We start from the raw sequence: 15,784 nt of genomic DNA, 5'->3' as shown, positions 1-15,784 counted from the left end.
GGTCTCTCTTTTTTTAGAACTTTTTTAAGAAAAAACGCTTTTAATAACTTTATATTAGCCATAAAGTTGAAAATCCCCTATGTCAAAAATCCTATTGGTCGAAGATGATGTTTCTTTTTGTAAGATGTTGGAAAACTTTCTTACTAGAAAGTCATACCATGTAGAAACAGCTTTTTCTGCCGAAGAAGCAAAAATCAAAATCAAGAACGATAGTTTTGACCTGATTATTACCGATTTGCGACTTCCCAATTACGATGGAATTGAGTTGATGTCGGAATTCAAAAGAGATTTTCCTCAAATTCCAGTAATCTTAATGACGGGATATTCCGATGTGAATACTGCCGTTAAAGCCATAAAAAATGGTGCTTCCGATTATATTTCGAAACCTTTCAATCCAGAAGAAGTTCTTTTGGTTGTTTCGAACGCACTTCAAAAAGAGGCAGTTGAAATTGTAAAAGAAAAACCTGCTCCAAAACCTAAAAGACAGGTTTCAACCAGCGAATTCATCAACGGAATTTCTCCAGCGTCAAAGAAATTAGCAGAATATATTCAGTTGGTCAGTCCAACCAATATGTCGGTTTTAATTATTGGCGAAAGCGGAACCGGGAAGGAAGTCATTGCAAAAAGCATCCACCAGAACAGCATTCGGAAAAACAATAATTTCATTGCGGTAGATTGTGGAGCGATTCCAAAAGAATTGGCGGCAAGCGAATTTTTCGGGCATTTGAAAGGATCTTTTACGGGAGCTATAAATGATAAAGTAGGTTATTTTGAAGCGGCTAACGGAGGAACAATATTCTTGGACGAAATTGGAAATCTGTCCTACGAAAATCAGATCCAGCTTTTAAGAGCTTTGCAGGAACGAAAGATAAAACCTGTTGGAAGCAACAAGGAAATTGAGGTGGATATAAGAATCATTACGGCTACAAATGAAGACTTGCGTGAAGCAGTGAAGAAAGGCGATTTCCGTGAAGATTTATACCATAGAATTAATGAATTTTCCATTCATTCCCCATCTTTAAGAGAACGAAACGAGGATTTGATGATTTTTGCCGATTTCTTTTTGGAAAAAGCAAATGAACAACTGAACAAGGACATCATCGGATTTTCACCTGAGGTAATGACCATTTTTCAAAATTATAAATGGCCTGGAAATCTGCGTGAACTTCAAAATATCATCAAAAGGGCAACACTTTTATCGCAAGGAGATTTTATCGAAAAATTGGTTCTCCCATCCGAAATCTTTCAAGCGGAAGCTTCTACTGAAGAAACATTTTCGTTATCAGGAAATGAAAAGGATATGATTATTAATGCATTGGCGAAGACCCAAAACAACAAATCTGAAGCGGCAAAACTTCTCCAAATCAACAGAAAAACGCTTTACAATAAATTGAAATTGTACAATTTAGATTAAATTGTTTTCTTGTTTTATCAGATTGAAAAGTGCTTCGACTTTTACATTCAAGACTTCTAAATTATAGCGTATTTCATCATCCGAAAGTGTTTTCAAATCAAAATCCTGCAGAATCGAAGCAATTTCTTCGGCTTTTATTTGCTTGAACATCGGATACATTCTATGGGCAGTTTCCTTGAATTTTTCCCAATCATTTTCTGCAAAACTCAGTTCCAAATGTTCCAAGTTTTCAATCGTTGAATTTAAAAATGAAACCAAAACTTCTTTTAAGGCTTCGTCCTCATTTGGCAGAAAAGCCTTTAATGAAGTCAAAGAGTAAGCGTTTTCTTGGCTGTTATCATCAAGGTTCTCATTCAACAGAATTTCAGAATTATCAAACACAGAACGGATGACGTTGAGTAAAATCTTTGGAGAATAAGGCTTTCTCAAGGCAGTTGTAAACCCCGCATTTTTATAAACGTGTTCGCCAAAATCCGTTCTTCCGGTAACGGCAATTACGGGTTGGTTTTTGTAATGCTCGTCTTTTTTCAAAGCATCCAAAAATGAAAAGCCATCCATTTCGGGCATTTGGATATCGGTAATTATAAAATCAAAAGGATGGGTTTTAATGATTTCCAAAGCTTTTCTGGCATCCGTAAAGAAAACAACATTGTAGTGATGTTGCTTCAAAACTTCTACCGTTAGGTTCAGTAGATTCACGTCATCATCAATTACAATTGCCGATAAATTATTCGGATGCGGAATCGCCGTAATCTTTTCCTTTTTAAAAGCGTTGTCTTCAAACTCCAACGGAAGAACTATTTGAAACGTACTTCCTTTTCCAAATTTGCTTTCAAGTGATAATTTTCCGCCAAGGATTTCGACCATTTTTTTAGAAATTGTCAAGCCCAATCCGGTTCCACCGTATTTCTTTTCGATACCGTTATTGGCTTGAGTAAATTCTTCAAAAATCAATTGCTGTTTGTCTTTTTCAATCCCGATTCCGGAATCTTCAACACGAATTACAAGCTGTTTTTCGGATAAGGAAGCTTCAATTTTTATAAAGCCATTTTCGGTAAACTTGAAGGCATTCCCTATAAGATTGGTCAGTACTTGTCGCAATCGGAAAGGATCGCCTACAATTCTTTGGTTGAATTTCTTGTCGATGTTTAGAACCAATTCGAGATTTTTCTGCTCGTAAACTGCTTGTATGCTTTTACCGACTTCATTTATCATTTCTTTCAATGAAAACGGAATGTGCTCAATGCTGATTTTTCCGGCTTCAATTTGTGTGAAATCCAGTAAATCCTGAACAAGTTGCGAGATATATTCCGAGGATCCCTTGATGTTCTTGGTATAATACGATTGCTTATTGTTGAGGTCGGAATTGCCCAATAATTCGGCATAACCTACAATCGTACTCAAAGGCGTTTTCAAATCATGACTTACCGTAGAAATCAATTGCTCGCGGTTTTTGAGTAGTGTTTGGGTCTTAGAATTGGCAATTTCAAGCTGTTCCTTATAGGATTGTGTTTTAGAAAAATCATTCAAAATCAGAATCGAAAAGAAAAGTGTCAGTACCAACCCGACACCTGCCGCAATGGTCACCACTTGATTTGTTTTGTTCAAGGCCGCTTCCTTTTCAGCATTTCCTTTTGTGGTATTGATGATGATTTCCCTTTCGATAATGCTCAGTACTTTTCGGAGCTGTTCTGAGATTGAAAGCTCATTTTGAAGCAATTCATTCTCTTGAATCGTCAACGATTCCTGCTTTTTTGAAGTTCTTCGCACTACATCACTCAAGGCCGCTTTGGAAGCAATCAGCATCGAATCGAGTGCTTTCTGACTTAACGTATTGGTGCTGTCGTTCGGGATATTCTGGTTCATGTAATCCACAAAATCAGAATAAACTTTTTTGTCGTAATCGTTCAACGACGATGGATCTTTGAAAAAATCATTGAGGTTGAGTTTCCGCAAAGTGCTTTCCATATACGAAATCTTGTTGATGGCTTTCTTTACCGCATCATCATCGTTAGATTGATTTTTAATGGTCTGAAGCTGTCGGATATTGGCTGTTTTCTGCGAAAGCAACATCTTTACGCTGTCCAATAAAGTGATTTGATAGTTGTTGTTGATAAGGGTTTTGAGCGAATCAATTTCAGATTTTAAGGAATTCGTCTGATGGATATAATTCTGGAAATCTGCTTCGGAATTGGATTGAATGGTAATCCTCGAAAAGCTTTCAGTCTTGTACATGTTTGAAAGTAGATTGCTCACTTTCAAAATCTTGTTGTTTTCCGAAGCAAGCTTGTTTTCTGTAGAAGAAAAAGTCCTGTTTTCGGTGTATAAAATCCATCCGGCCACCACAACCAATGCGGCCAAAGCGATGTAGCTCACAAAAACTTTTATCGGAATATAGCTTTTCTTATTGTCCATTTCTCAAAGATAAAAATTAGAGAAAGGATAAAAATGTATATTTTGTTAAAATAATAAAACAAAAAATCCCGAACAATGTCGGGATTTTGAATTTTAGAAAGAAGAAATTAAACTTTCAACTTAGTTGCAATAGCACTCGGAATTGCTCCTTTATGCACCATAATAGCAGTGGTTTTATATTTTACAAACTCTTTGGTCATGTACAAATAGCCTTTGTAGTCGTTGCTTTCGCCCCAGGAATTTTTTACGATATAGTATTCTTTTCCGTTTTGATCTTTAGAAAGTCCAACGATGTGCATACCGTGATCGTCAGTTGTCGTGTAATTGTCAAACGCTTGCTGACGCATTTCCGGTGTAACAGTCAATTCTTTCTTAGGTCCGTTGAAAAGATCTGCTTTTTCTTCGGCTGTCATTTCGTCGAATTTCTTATCGGCAACAAATGCAACACCGTTTTTCCAGCTGAATGTTTTTTCACTCACATCACCTGCCCAAGCAACCGTGTAGCCTTTTTTCAAACCGTTATCGATGATGTCTGTCAGTTCGTTCATTTTTACATTATAGGCCTGATCCAATGACCAGTTGTCTGGAACCAACAATACATTTTTAGTATAGTAAGGATATTCTTCAAACGAAGAAATTTCTACATAATCATCAGGATTGATGCCGATAACTTCTTTGGCGAAACTTTCCGGAGTGTATTTCTTTCCGTTGTAATCAAATGATTTTGGAGCCTGTCCTAAATAAGAATCGATTACAGCCGTGTAGGCTCTTTCCCAATTTGGCGTCAATTCTCCGTTAGGATTTTTTACTACCGCTTGCAATACGCCTTCAATCAAGGCACCCATTTCGGCAAATTTATTTTTCTCAGTGCCGTAGTTCAAACCAGTATAAACCGATTGTGGAACCGCACCATATTTTTTGTACATGTTCATTACATCGTGAAGCGCTCCACCGTCTCCAAGTGTAGTGGCACCGTGCATGCGAACATACATTTTTCCTTTTTCGATGTAGGTGTTTCTTGCAGAATAGATCTGAGAAATTTCAATAGGTTTCTTGCCCATTCTGGCCATTTCCGATTCGATAAAAGAATTGGCGCAGTAGCTCCAGCATGTTCCAGAGGAACCTTGGTTTTTTATCGATGTGTTTTCAAGATTGATCACATCTGTAAATTTAAAAGATGCCTTGCTGTTTTCGCTGGCATTTACTTTAAGTGCATTTACAAGATTGTCCTGTGCATTTACCGTTAACGAACCTGCCAAGAAAGTCGCTGCAAGAACAAACGGACGAATAGAAGTAGTATACATATTTTGTAGTTTTTCGATTTTTGTATAAGTGCCGTAAAAATAATAATTGTTACAGGCACGTCATTTTTTTAACAGTTAATTAGGTGACTTGAAAGAAGAAACTTTCATATTTACAACGTCTCTTTCAGCCATTTAAAAAATTCACCTTGCCAAACTTGGGCATTCTGAGGTTTCAATACCCAGTGGTTTTCTTCAGGGAACAATACAAAACGGCTTTTGATTCCTTTGAGTTGTGCGGCTTGGAAAGCTTCCTGTCCTTGCCCTAGTGGCACGCGGTAATCTTTTCCTCCTTGGATAATCAGGATTGGAGTATTCCATTTATCGACCATTTTGATTGGGTTGAATTGAGAGAAGGTTTTTTGAGCAACCGCATTGTCCTTTTCCCAATAAGCACCGCCGTGATCCCAGTTGTTGAAGAACACTTCCTCAGTTGTGCCATACATACTTTCCAAGTTGAAAACCCCACAATGCGAGATAAACGTCTTGAAACGGTTGTTGTGGATTCCTGCCAAATAGAAAACAGAATAACCACCGTAGCTGGCGCCAATGGCTCCTAATCTTTTATTATCCACGTATTTTTCTTTTGCAACATCATCAATTGCCGAAAGGTAATCCTGCATCACTTGTCCGCCCCAATCCTTGCTGATTTGTTCGTTCCATTCCACACCATGTCCTGGCATTCCGCGACGATTTGGTGCCACAACGATATAGCCTTGAGCGGCCATCACTTGAAAATTCCAACGGAACGAATAAAACTGTGTCAAAGCCGATTGTGGGCCGCCTTGGCAATATAGTAAGGTTGGATATTTTTTATTTGGGTCAAAATTTGGCGGAAGCACTACCCAAACCAACATTTTTTTGCCGTCGGTTGTGGTAACATAGCGTCTTTCGGTTTTGCTTAAGGCCAGTTTGCTGTAAACTTCATCGTTTACTTTTGTCAATTGTTTCCAAACGTTTTTCTTCAAATCAAAAGAAAAAATTTCCGAAGCGTGGTTCATATCCGTTCTGGTTACTATTGCAGAATTTCCAGAAAAACCAACTATATCATTTACATCAAAATCACCTTTTGTCAATTGCGTAACCGTAATTGCAATTCTAGTCATGCCTGGGAAATTCACTTCAAATAATTGCTTAGTTCCATCAACAGGAGCCAGGAAATAGACTTTCTTTCCATCTGCACTCCAAGTAAAACTGTCCACCGTTCCATCCCAACCCGAAGTAAGGTTCATGTTCATTCCTTTAAAACTTACAATGATATCATTCTTGTCTGCTTCATAACCATCGCGTTTCATCTGCAACCAAGTTAAATTTCCAGTTGGAGAAAATTGTGGAGCGGTATCGTAACCCAAATTTCCTTCGGTTAGATTTTTGGTTGTTTTTGAAGCCAAATCATATTCATATAAATCTGTATTGGTAGAAATCGCATATTCCGTTCCTGCTTTTTTCTTCGACACATAGATGATTTTAGAACCATCAGGCGACCAGATAAAATCTTCATCACCACCAAAAGGTTTCTGCGGAGCATCATAAGGTTCGTCTTTCATAATGTCAATTCCAACAGCATCCTTTGCCGTCGATTTATAAAAAACGTGATTGTGTTTCCCCTCGTTCCAAGTGTCCCAATGACGGTAATCCAACGCATCATAAATCTGCACATCCGATTGTTCCATTGCAGGATAATAATCTTTCCCGAGCACTTTATCTATTTTCACTTCCTCGCTGTACACGATGAATTTCCCATCGGCTGAAACATTCTTATCATTTAAAAGCGAAGCATGATTTTTAATTTCAACTGCATTTCCTCCGTTTAACGGAATTGTATAAAATTTTGAGTTCGATTTGTTCTCTTCCACCGAAGGAATCGAAACTTTATAGACAATATTTTTTCCATCTTTTGAAATGCCCAGAGGCGAAACGCGACCCAATTTCCATAATAATTCAGGCGTCATAACATTTTGCGCAACCGCATTCATACCCATCATGATTAAGATTAAAAGCAAAGATTTTTTGTTCATATCACAAGTTTTATAAGGCCTTAAAAGTACTTATAATTTACCAATACATCAAATAATCGTTGTGTTTTGGGCGTGCCACCATTTTTCAAAAAGGCAAATTCAGTTTGTCCATAGCCTTTTTGAAAATGCTGTCGGGTTTTCCGTTTCAATCTTTTTTCAATTGCCTTGGGTTAAAACCCAAGGCAATTGAAAAAAGGATTTCCACTGCAACCCCTCACGCGCGCGAAACGAATCAACAATAAACGAATCACCAAAAGAAAAATCGTTTATTTTTGTTTTTCAAATTACTTCAAAATGAATCTAAGCTATTGGGAACTCAAAAACTGGTTCACAAATGTCGATTATACCATTGTAGGAAGCGGAATTGTAGGACTTCATACCGCCTTGCGTCTTCGGGAAAAATTTCCTGACAGTAAAATTCTAGTGCTCGAAAAAGGACCGCTTCCACAGGGAGCGAGTACCAAGAATGCAGGTTTTGCCTGTTTTGGAAGTATCTCGGAAATTATTGATGATTTGAAATCGCATTCAGAAGAGGAAGTAATCCAACTCATTCAAAAACGTTGGCAGGGTTTGCAATTGCTCAGAAAACGTTTGGGCGATGATGTGATTGATTTTAAGCCTTATGGCGGTTATGAGCTTTTTTTGAAAGACGACGGAAGCAGTTTTAATGAATGTGTGGCGAAGATGCCTTTTGTGAATGAAATTTTGAAACCGCTTTTTAGGAATGAAGTCTTTACAAAACAGATTGATCGTTTTGGTTTTGAAAACATCAATGAATATGTGTTTTTTAATCCGTTTGAGGCCCAAATTGATACGGGAAATATGATGCAGGCGCTTTTGAAAACGGCTGTTACACAGGATATTTTAATCTTGAATCAGCAAACGGTTACTTCTTATAATGAAAACGCCAACGGTGTTGAGGTGGCGCTTGGCGATTTTTCCTTTCAAACTAAAAAATTGCTTTTCGCTACTAATGGCTTTGCAAATGCATTGACAAACGGAGCTGTAAAACCAGCAAGAGCTCAGGTTTTGATTACGAAGCCAATTGCAAATCTGGATATCAAAGGAACGTTTCATCTGGACAAGGGCTATTATTATTTTAGGAATATCGGCGACCGGATTTTATTTGGCGGAGGCCGGAATCTGGATTTTCAAGGAGAAACCACGACCGAATTTGGCGAAACAGAAATCATACAAAACCGATTGGAGCAATTGCTAAAAGAAGTAATTTTGCCCCATCAGGAATTTGAAATTGAGCACCGCTGGAGTGGCATTATGGGAATGGGATCGAGCAAAAAGCCAATCGTTGAACAACTTTCACAACACGTTTATTGTGGCGTTCGCCTTGGCGGAATGGGGGTTGCGATTGGGAGTTTGATTGGTGCGGAATTGGCAGAACTAATTGGGTAATCCAAAATATATTTATGATAAAAAAAATACTTCGATTTTTGTGGAAAGTGGCGCTCTGCTTCTTTGTTGTTTCTACCTTTTTTGTGGTGTTGTTCAAGTTTGTACCGGTTCCGTTTACGCCTTTGATGGGGATTCGGGCATTGGAGCAAAAAGCGGATGGACAGGAAATGACGTGCAGTCACGACTGGGTTCCATTGGAGGAAATTTCGCCAAATTTGCAAAAAGCAGTTATTGCGAGTGAGGATGCTACTTTCCTGACGCATTATGGATTCGATTTTAATGCGATGAGCAAGGCAATGGAAAGTAACGAGAAAGGCAAGAAATTGCGTGGCGGAAGTACAATTTCGCAACAGACGGCCAAGAATGTTTTCCTTTGGCAAGGAAGAAGTTATTTGAGAAAAGGACTCGAAGCCTATTTTACGGTTTTGATTGAATTGATTTGGGGAAAGGAACGCATTATGGAAGTTTACCTCAATAGTATCGAGATGGGGACGGGTGTTTATGGCGTTGAAGCGGCTTCGAAACATTGGTATGGAAAAAGTGCCAAAGATGTTTCTAAAAGAGAGGCGGCCGGAATTGCAGCGATTCTTCCGAATCCTAGAAAGTTCAAGGCCAGCAATTCTTCGAGTTATACCGAAAGAAGAAAAACCAGAATTATGCGGCACATGCGCTATGTGAAACTTGAATATTGATTTTATGCTAAAGAAATTATTGATCGTATTGTTGGCTTCTTATTCTGTTTCGGCTCAAAAAAGACCAACAGAAATCGGGATTGTTTTCGATAACGATCTTTATGTTTCTACTGTGAATGATAAATATTATACGAACGGATTTGAATTTTTCTACCGCTATCTCATCAACAACGAAAATGAAAAAATCAATAAGAAGATTGTTGAGTTTCGGTTAGGGCAATATATATACAATCCGCAAACGATACGTGCCGCAGATATCAATAAAAATGACCGGCCTTTTGCAGGCTATCTTTTCGCAGAAGCTGGACTGAATACCTTTTATCAGAACGAATCGGTTTTGAAAGTGAATGGACAGCTGGGCTATGTTGGTCCGAATGCTTTTGGGGAAGAAGTACAAAGAGGTTTTCATGATCTCTTTGGGTATCGAAATGTTTACGGATGGGAACATCAAATCAAGAATGCATTTGCGGTTCAGGCGAATGTTTTTTATTCGATAAAATTATTTCCGAAAAGAGAAAGCTATGTTGATTTGCAACTTCAAGCTGAGGCAAGTGTGGGAACAATTTTTAACTCATTGACAGTGGGTCCCGTTGCCCGATTCAGTCTGAAGAAACTGCTTCCAGTTTATAATTCCAATTTATATGATGGATCGCTTCGTGCGGATAAAAAATATAAGGAAGAAAGTGAATTTTATTTTTATGCTTCGCCAAAAATTAATTATCAGGCTTATGATGCCACGATTCAGGGAAGTATGTTTAATGACAATAGTCCGGTTACATTTCCGCTGGAGCCTTTTCGGTTTAATGCTGAAGCGGGCTTGAAGTTTAGGAAAAACCATTGGAATTTATCATATTCTTTTGTTTGGAGAGGACGTGAAGCTAAGAATAGGGTAATTGAGGGTTATTTTTATGGATCTATCGGGGTTGGGTATTTGTTGGATTAACCAATTTCATAAAATAAAAAAAGACTGTTTTATTTATAAAAACAGTCTTTTTTCTAAAAAGTAAAAAGTATTATTTAGAAGGATATATATTGTTTTCCTTTTTAATATCTGCCATCATCTGACTTGGATCAATCATAATCGTTTTGATGTCACTTTTTGGCTTATTGATGGTGAATTCATAGTTGGAAAATGCCCAAGCCCAATCTTTAAGAACTGTTCTTTTGAATTGCGGATATGGATTTTCTTTCTCATAAAACATCATTCGCAACGGAATGTAAAAAGTTTCAACAGTTCCGTCGTTATATTCCACATACAAGTCGATGGACATTGGCATCCTGCCGATTCTTTCCAAAGTAACTGTCGTATTTGCGCCGTTTTCTTGTACATTTTTAATGCCGTAATCAATGGTGTTCGTAGTTTGTGTCCAGTCTGTAAGATACCAATCCAATTCAGCTCCCGAAACTTTTTCGGCCACACGGATGAAATCATTTGGTGTAGGATGCTTGAATTTGAATTCGTTGTAATATCTTCTCAAGGTGGTCATCAATTTATCATTTCCAATTAAATAGCCCAATTGCGAAAGAAAAACGCTCCCTTTTGAATAGGAAGTAATGCTGTAAACACGATTTTCATCAAATCGATCAGCATGAGTAGATTGTGGAAGCTCCTTTCCGGAATTAACCATAGAGAAATAGCCTGCATAGGAACTTTGGAACGGATTATCCTGCTTCTTATTCATAATCTGATTGACAGCCAAATCTTCTATGAAAGTAGCAAAACCTTCGTCCATCCAGCCATGCTTGGATTCGTTTGTAGCCAAGATGTGCTGGAACCAAGAATGTGCCAATTCGTGTGCTGTAACGCCAAATAAACCCTCGAAAGAACCGTTTCCTAAGATTAGCGTGCACATTGCATATTCCATTCCGCCATCGCCACCTTGAATTACGGAGTATTGATCATAAGGATATTTGCCCACAACTTCATTGTAGAATTGCATCAACTCAACCGTTTTTGGTTGCAGGTTTTTCCAATTTTGAAGAATGTCTGGATTGTTTTTGTACAGGAAATGTAATTTTGCACCACCCGGAACTTGAACGACATCGTGAAGGTAATCCTTATCGGCAGCCCAAGTAAAATCGTGAACGTTTGGCGCTAGGAAATGCCAAGTCAGGGTTTTGGTTTTCTTGCTGTGCTTCACTTCTACGCCAGCGTCTTGATAGCCATAACCAATTTCATTTGGGTTTTGAAGATAACCAGAACCTCCAATAATATAGTCTTTATCGATGGTGATTTTTACATCAAAATTTCCCCAAACGCCGTGAAATTCACGTGCAATATAAGGATCTGCATGCCAACCTTCGAAATCATATTCGGCTAATTTTGGATACCATTGCGACATAGAAAGCGCAATTCCTTCATCGTTATTCCTTCCAGAACGACGAATTTGTACAGGAACCTGACCGTCAAAATCAAGCGTAAAAGTTGTTTTCTGTTTAGGCAAAATAGGCTTTGCAAGTGTTACTTCCAGAATAGTTCCGGTTGTTTTTGTTGTTGCAACAGCACCATCCTGTTTGAAGTTGTTGATTTTTAGGAAGCCAATTTCATCCGGCTTCAAGTTGCTGATTCTACTTTCTTTGGTGGTTTTTTCAGCAGTTTTAAAAGTTTTTACCATTCTTCTGTCAGGATCGGCAATGGCTTTTATCCTTGCATCCATTTCGCTTCCCGGCTGAAAGGCGTTGTTGTAGAGATGGTAGTACACTTTTTTTAGCGTATCAGGCGAATTATTGGTGTAGACCAATTCCTGTTTTCCCTTGTATAGAAAAGTTTTCGCATCCATCGTAACGTCCATCTTATAATCAACGTGCTGTTGCCAATAGGTCGTGTTTTGGGCTGATGCGTTTGTAAAACCAATGAAAAGAATTGAAAGCAGAAGGATTTTTTTCATAATTCTGATATAAAAAAAACGGAAGGCGCGAACCTTCCGTTAGTGAATATTGGGTATGATTATTTTTTTGACATTTTTGCTGCCATTTGCAAAGCCGTGTAAGCATTTACAATTCTTCCTGATTTAGACAAAGAAGAGAATGGTTTTTTATCGCCTTTAGGCCCGCCAACTTGAACTGTAGTATTGATTGCAGTTCCAGAATCCATCAAGATTTGTTTTACTTGTTTAGCTGATAAATCTGGATAGTAAGAACGAATCAAAGCTGCAACTCCCGCAGCATTTGGCGACGCCATAGAAGTTCCTTGCAAGTATTGGTATTCATTGTTTGGCGTAGTAGCGTAGATTTTTACTCCAGGAGCAAAAACATCAACGTTCAAAGCTCCATAATTAGAGAAGTTTGCTACAACATTAGTTCCATATTCAAAATTCAAAGCACCGATGGTAATCAAGTTGCTAGCAAATTCTGTTTTCTTGTCATCAGAATCATTCGGGAAGTTGTCCTCAACGTCGATATCTTTTGCATCATTTCCAGCAGCATGAACAATCAAAACATCTTTTTCTTCAGCATATTTGATGGCATCATACACCCATTGTTTTTGTGGAGAAAATGCCTTACCGAAACTTCCGTTGATAACTTTCGCACCATTGTCAACCGCATAACGGATTCCAAGAGCGATGTCTTTATCATACTCATCTCCGTCTGGAACAGCACGAACGGTCAATATTTCTACATTGTTTGAAGCCACACCGTCGCCACCAAGGTTGTTGTATCTTGCTTGCGCTACGATTCCCGCAACGTGTGTTCCGTGAAGCGCTTCTTTCTTGTCTGGACCAATTACGTTATTGTTTCCGTATTTCTTGTCGTTGATGTCTTTTGGATTATCGCCTAAAACCGTTCTGTAGTTTTTGTTAATGTGTGCATCATAATTTGACGACTCATCCAATTCTTTTTGGATTTCTTTCTTTAAGTCTTCAACAGGCAATCCGTAAGAAAGTACTTGCTTCATTACTTTTTGAGCTTTTGCAATTGCCGGATCTGTAGAGTTGATGGCGTTTACTTCCTCAACAGTATAAACCGACTTTCCGAAATGTTTTTTAAGGACATCGTCTGAAGCCGTAGTTTGAGTCAACATATCTTGCATTCTTGCTTTTCCTTGACCACTTTCATTCAGTTTTTTGTCAACCATAGCTTTCGCTTTTTGATACGTAGCATCATCGGTCAAGGTTTTATCCATCGCGATTCTTTCGTATTCCAAACGTTCTTTGGTAATATCGCCTAGGAAATTCCAACCGTGAATATCATCGATGTAACCGTTTTTATCATCATCTATTCCGTTTCCTGGAATTTCTTTTGCATTGGTCCAAACGTGTGCTTTCAAATCCTCGTGCTCAATATCTACACCAGAATCTACGATACCTACGATTACTTTTACACCTTTTTTATCCTTCAATAATTCGGCATAAGCCTTATCAACGCTCATTCCTGGTATAGTATCAGTCAAAATATCCAAATGACTCCATCTTTTCAATTGCTCATCAGATATCTTCGCGTTCTTTAGCGGAAGTTTGTCAACATTATAAGTAGTAACCACTTTTGAGGTACCACAACCCGTCAATGCTAAAGCGACAACGAGAGATAAATACGATAATCTTACTCTTTTCATTATTTTAAATATTTGAATTTTAATTGATTTGTCAAAAATAGTTTTGTTTTGTTACAAACAAAAAAGAACTTAACATTATTTTAGGAAGATGGTTTCGATTTTGGGGAGTTTAATTTTCATTTACAGAATCTCTTCGCACGAAAAAACCTCTTTCAACCGAACGCCTTTTTCAGTATTTTCCACGGTGATGATTTGGTTGTGAGCGTCGTGCTCCAACCACAAAAAGTAATTATTTTCGGCGGCTTCTGTCAAGAATTTCGCTTTTTCAGGTAACGTCAAAAGCGGACGCGTATCATATCCCATCACATAAGGCAAAGGCAAATGTCCAGCAGTTGGCAATAAATCCGCCATAAAACAAATGGTTTTGTCTTGGTATTGAATCTTCGGAATCATCATTTTTTCGGTATGTCCATCTGCAAAGAAAATATCAAAACCCAATTCTGAATTTTTTAGTAAATCGCCTTCTGGTCTTTTGATGAAATTAAGTTGACCACTTTCCTGCATCGGAAGAATATTTTCGGTCAAAAAAGAAGCTTTTTCCCTTGGATTTGGTTTTGTCGCCCAATCCCAATGATTGTCGTTCGTCCAGAATTTTGCATTCTTGAAAGCGACTTCGTAGCCGGTTCTGTCTTTGTTCCAAATCACACTTCCGCCACAATGGTCAAAATGGAGGTGTGTCATAAAAACATCGGTAATATCATCTCGATGAAAACCGTATTTCGCAAGCGAATTGTCAATCGAATGACTTCCCCAAAGCGAGTAATACCCAAAAAATTTCTCCGATTGCTTGTCGCCCATTCCGTTATCAATCAAAATCAAGCGATTTCCATCTTCAATTAAAAGACATCTTGCCGCAATATCAATGAGGTTGTTTTCGTCGGCAGGATTGGTTTTGCTCCAAATGGTTTTGGGCACTACGCCAAACATCGCACCGCCGTCCAGTTTAAAATTTCCAGCTTCAATCGGATATAATTTCATTATTAGTATTTTTTAAATTAGCGTAAAGATAGGATTTTAGAATTTTAAAGAGAAAATTAACTACGAAACGCTAATGTTTGAATAAACATAAAATCAAGTTAATTAACGGTTACTTAACCGCCCATGGTTTCGTTCGGTTGTAATTTTAGGACACATTAAAAAATTAAATTATGAGTACTTTCAAAGGAAAAACAATACTTATTACTGGTGCTGCAATGGGATTAGGTTTGGCAACAAGTAAAGTTGTAGCACAAAAAGGAGCCAATCTTTCAATCGTTGATTACAACGAAGAGGCTTTAGAAAAAGCAAAAAAAGAAATCGAATCAATCGCTCAAGGCGTAAAAGTTTTAACCGTTGTGGCCGATGTTTCGGATGAAGAAGCGGTTAAAAATTATGTAGAAAAAACGGTTGAGGAGTTTGGAACCATCGACGGATTTTACAACAATGCCGGGATTGAAGGAAAACAAGCGCCGTTGGTTGATTATGATGTAAACGTCTTCAAAAAAGTAATCGACATCAATTTAATGGGCGTTTATTATGGATTGAAACACGTGATTCCTGTGATGCAGAAAAATGGCGGTGGAAAAATTGTAAACGTGGCTTCCGTTGGAGGAATTCGTGGTGTTGTCAACCAAATGCCTTATGTTGCCAGTAAACATGCTGTTTCTGGAATGACAAAAAACGCTGCAATTGAATATGGAAAAGACGGAATTTATACGAACGCCATCGCACCTGGAGCCATTTTAACGCCAATGGTTGCGGAAGCCTTCAAGCAAGTAAATCCATCCGACCCGAAAGCAGCCGAAGCGGAATATGCACAAAGAAATCCCACCAGAAAATTAGGAGACCCTGAAAATGTTGGAAATTTAGTTGCCTTTTTATTGAGTGATGAATGCCAATATGTAAATGGTCAGACGATTGCCATTGATGGTGGAGAATCAAATCTTTACGGAAATTCTTAAAAACATAATGAATTGATTTTGAAACGGATGAGGTGAAAACTG

At 38.1% G+C, this 15,784-nt stretch carries 11 protein-coding genes; 5 read left to right on the top strand and 6 right to left on the bottom strand.

The window, feature by feature from the left end; translation table 11 throughout:
* Positions 1-79: 79 nt before the first annotated feature.
* Complete coding sequence (locus ACI6PS_RS04110) at positions 80-1,414, top strand: sigma-54-dependent transcriptional regulator (RefSeq protein WP_421011282.1); 1,335 nt, start codon at positions 80-82, stop codon at positions 1,412-1,414.
* On the opposite strand, the gene ACI6PS_RS04105 is transcribed toward ACI6PS_RS04110, so the two are convergent.
* The 3 genes from ACI6PS_RS04105 to ACI6PS_RS04095 all read right to left on the bottom strand — a co-directional run bounded on the left by ACI6PS_RS04105 (position 1,406) and on the right by ACI6PS_RS04095 (position 7,148).
* Entirely contained in the window at positions 1,406-3,829 is a 2,424-nt protein-coding gene (locus ACI6PS_RS04105) for a hybrid sensor histidine kinase/response regulator (RefSeq protein ID WP_421011281.1), read from the bottom strand. The genes ACI6PS_RS04110 and ACI6PS_RS04105 overlap by 9 nt on opposite strands.
* Before the next feature lie 107 nt (positions 3,830-3,936).
* Entirely contained in the window at positions 3,937-5,133 is a 1,197-nt protein-coding gene (locus ACI6PS_RS04100; protein ID WP_421011280.1) for an aminopeptidase C, read from the bottom strand.
* Positions 5,134-5,243: 110 nt separating this feature from the next.
* Positions 5,244-7,148 carry a S9 family peptidase gene (locus ACI6PS_RS04095; protein ID WP_421011279.1) on the bottom strand — a complete coding sequence of 635 codons (1,905 nt, stop codon included), beginning with the start codon at positions 7,146-7,148 and terminating at the stop codon, positions 5,244-5,246.
* Positions 7,149-7,442: 294 nt separating this feature from the next.
* On the opposite strand from ACI6PS_RS04095, the gene ACI6PS_RS04090 reads away from it, so the two are divergent.
* Genes ACI6PS_RS04090 through ACI6PS_RS04080 form a run of 3 tightly spaced genes read left to right on the top strand, consistent with a single transcriptional unit; the run spans position 7,443 to position 10,193 of the window.
* Positions 7,443-8,558 carry an NAD(P)/FAD-dependent oxidoreductase gene (locus ACI6PS_RS04090; RefSeq protein ID WP_421011278.1) on the top strand — a complete coding sequence of 372 codons (1,116 nt, stop codon included), beginning with the start codon at positions 7,443-7,445 and terminating at the stop codon, positions 8,556-8,558.
* A gap of 14 nt (positions 8,559-8,572) precedes the next feature.
* Complete coding sequence (mtgA, locus tag ACI6PS_RS04085; protein WP_421011277.1) at positions 8,573-9,250, top strand: monofunctional biosynthetic peptidoglycan transglycosylase; 678 nt, start codon at positions 8,573-8,575, stop codon at positions 9,248-9,250.
* Between the two features lie 4 nt (positions 9,251-9,254).
* On the top strand, positions 9,255-10,193 hold the full coding sequence (locus ACI6PS_RS04080; protein WP_421011276.1) for a lipid A deacylase LpxR family protein: 939 nt from the start codon (positions 9,255-9,257) through the stop codon (positions 10,191-10,193).
* Positions 10,194-10,263: 70 nt separating this feature from the next.
* Here the strand turns inward: ACI6PS_RS04080 and ACI6PS_RS04075 are convergent, their stop codons facing one another.
* From ACI6PS_RS04075 to ACI6PS_RS04065, 3 genes are all read right to left on the bottom strand, one after another.
* Complete coding sequence (locus tag ACI6PS_RS04075) at positions 10,264-12,138, bottom strand: M1 family metallopeptidase (RefSeq protein ID WP_421011275.1); 1,875 nt, start codon at positions 12,136-12,138, stop codon at positions 10,264-10,266.
* 59 nt (positions 12,139-12,197) lie between these two features.
* Entirely contained in the window at positions 12,198-13,802 is a 1,605-nt protein-coding gene (locus ACI6PS_RS04070) for a S8 family peptidase (protein ID WP_421011274.1), read from the bottom strand.
* Positions 13,803-13,922: 120 nt separating this feature from the next.
* Positions 13,923-14,780 carry an MBL fold metallo-hydrolase gene (locus ACI6PS_RS04065; RefSeq protein ID WP_421011273.1) on the bottom strand — a complete coding sequence of 286 codons (858 nt, stop codon included), beginning with the start codon at positions 14,778-14,780 and terminating at the stop codon, positions 13,923-13,925.
* A 170-nt stretch (positions 14,781-14,950) separates the two neighbouring features.
* Here ACI6PS_RS04065 and ACI6PS_RS04060 point away from each other — a divergent pair, with 170 nt between their 5' ends.
* Positions 14,951-15,742: a glucose 1-dehydrogenase gene (locus tag ACI6PS_RS04060; protein ID WP_421011272.1), complete on the top strand. Its 792-nt coding sequence runs from the start codon at positions 14,951-14,953 to the stop codon at positions 15,740-15,742.
* The last annotated feature ends 42 nt before the right edge of the window (positions 15,743-15,784 follow it).

This window comes from Flavobacterium sp. PLA-1-15 (genome assembly GCF_049060005.1).
Lineage (GTDB): Bacteria > Bacteroidota > Bacteroidia > Flavobacteriales > Flavobacteriaceae > Flavobacterium.
This window is presented reverse-complemented; position numbering and strand designations above follow the sequence as displayed.

Bases quoted from the DNA above. Each gene is read 5' to 3' on its own strand.
- ACI6PS_RS04070 (WP_421011274.1), bottom strand. From the start codon at position 13,802: ATGAAAAGAGTAAGATTATCGTATTTATCTCTCGTTGTCGCTTTAGCA.
- ACI6PS_RS04060 (WP_421011272.1), top strand. From the start codon at position 14,951: ATGAGTACTTTCAAAGGAAAAACAATACTTATTACTGGTGCTGCAATG.
- ACI6PS_RS04095 (WP_421011279.1), bottom strand. From the start codon at position 7,148: ATGAACAAAAAATCTTTGCTTTTAATCTTAATCATGATGGGTATGAAT.
- ACI6PS_RS04100 (WP_421011280.1), bottom strand. From the start codon at position 5,133: ATGTATACTACTTCTATTCGTCCGTTTGTTCTTGCAGCGACTTTCTTG.
- ACI6PS_RS04080 (WP_421011276.1), top strand. From the start codon at position 9,255: ATGCTAAAGAAATTATTGATCGTATTGTTGGCTTCTTATTCTGTTTCG.
- ACI6PS_RS04065 (WP_421011273.1), bottom strand. From the start codon at position 14,780: ATGAAATTATATCCGATTGAAGCTGGAAATTTTAAACTGGACGGCGGT.
- ACI6PS_RS04090 (WP_421011278.1), top strand. From the start codon at position 7,443: ATGAATCTAAGCTATTGGGAACTCAAAAACTGGTTCACAAATGTCGAT.
- ACI6PS_RS04110 (WP_421011282.1), top strand. From the start codon at position 80: ATGTCAAAAATCCTATTGGTCGAAGATGATGTTTCTTTTTGTAAGATG.
- ACI6PS_RS04105 (WP_421011281.1), bottom strand. From the start codon at position 3,829: ATGGACAATAAGAAAAGCTATATTCCGATAAAAGTTTTTGTGAGCTAC.
- ACI6PS_RS04075 (WP_421011275.1), bottom strand. From the start codon at position 12,138: ATGAAAAAAATCCTTCTGCTTTCAATTCTTTTCATTGGTTTTACAAAC.
- mtgA (WP_421011277.1), top strand. From the start codon at position 8,573: ATGATAAAAAAAATACTTCGATTTTTGTGGAAAGTGGCGCTCTGCTTC.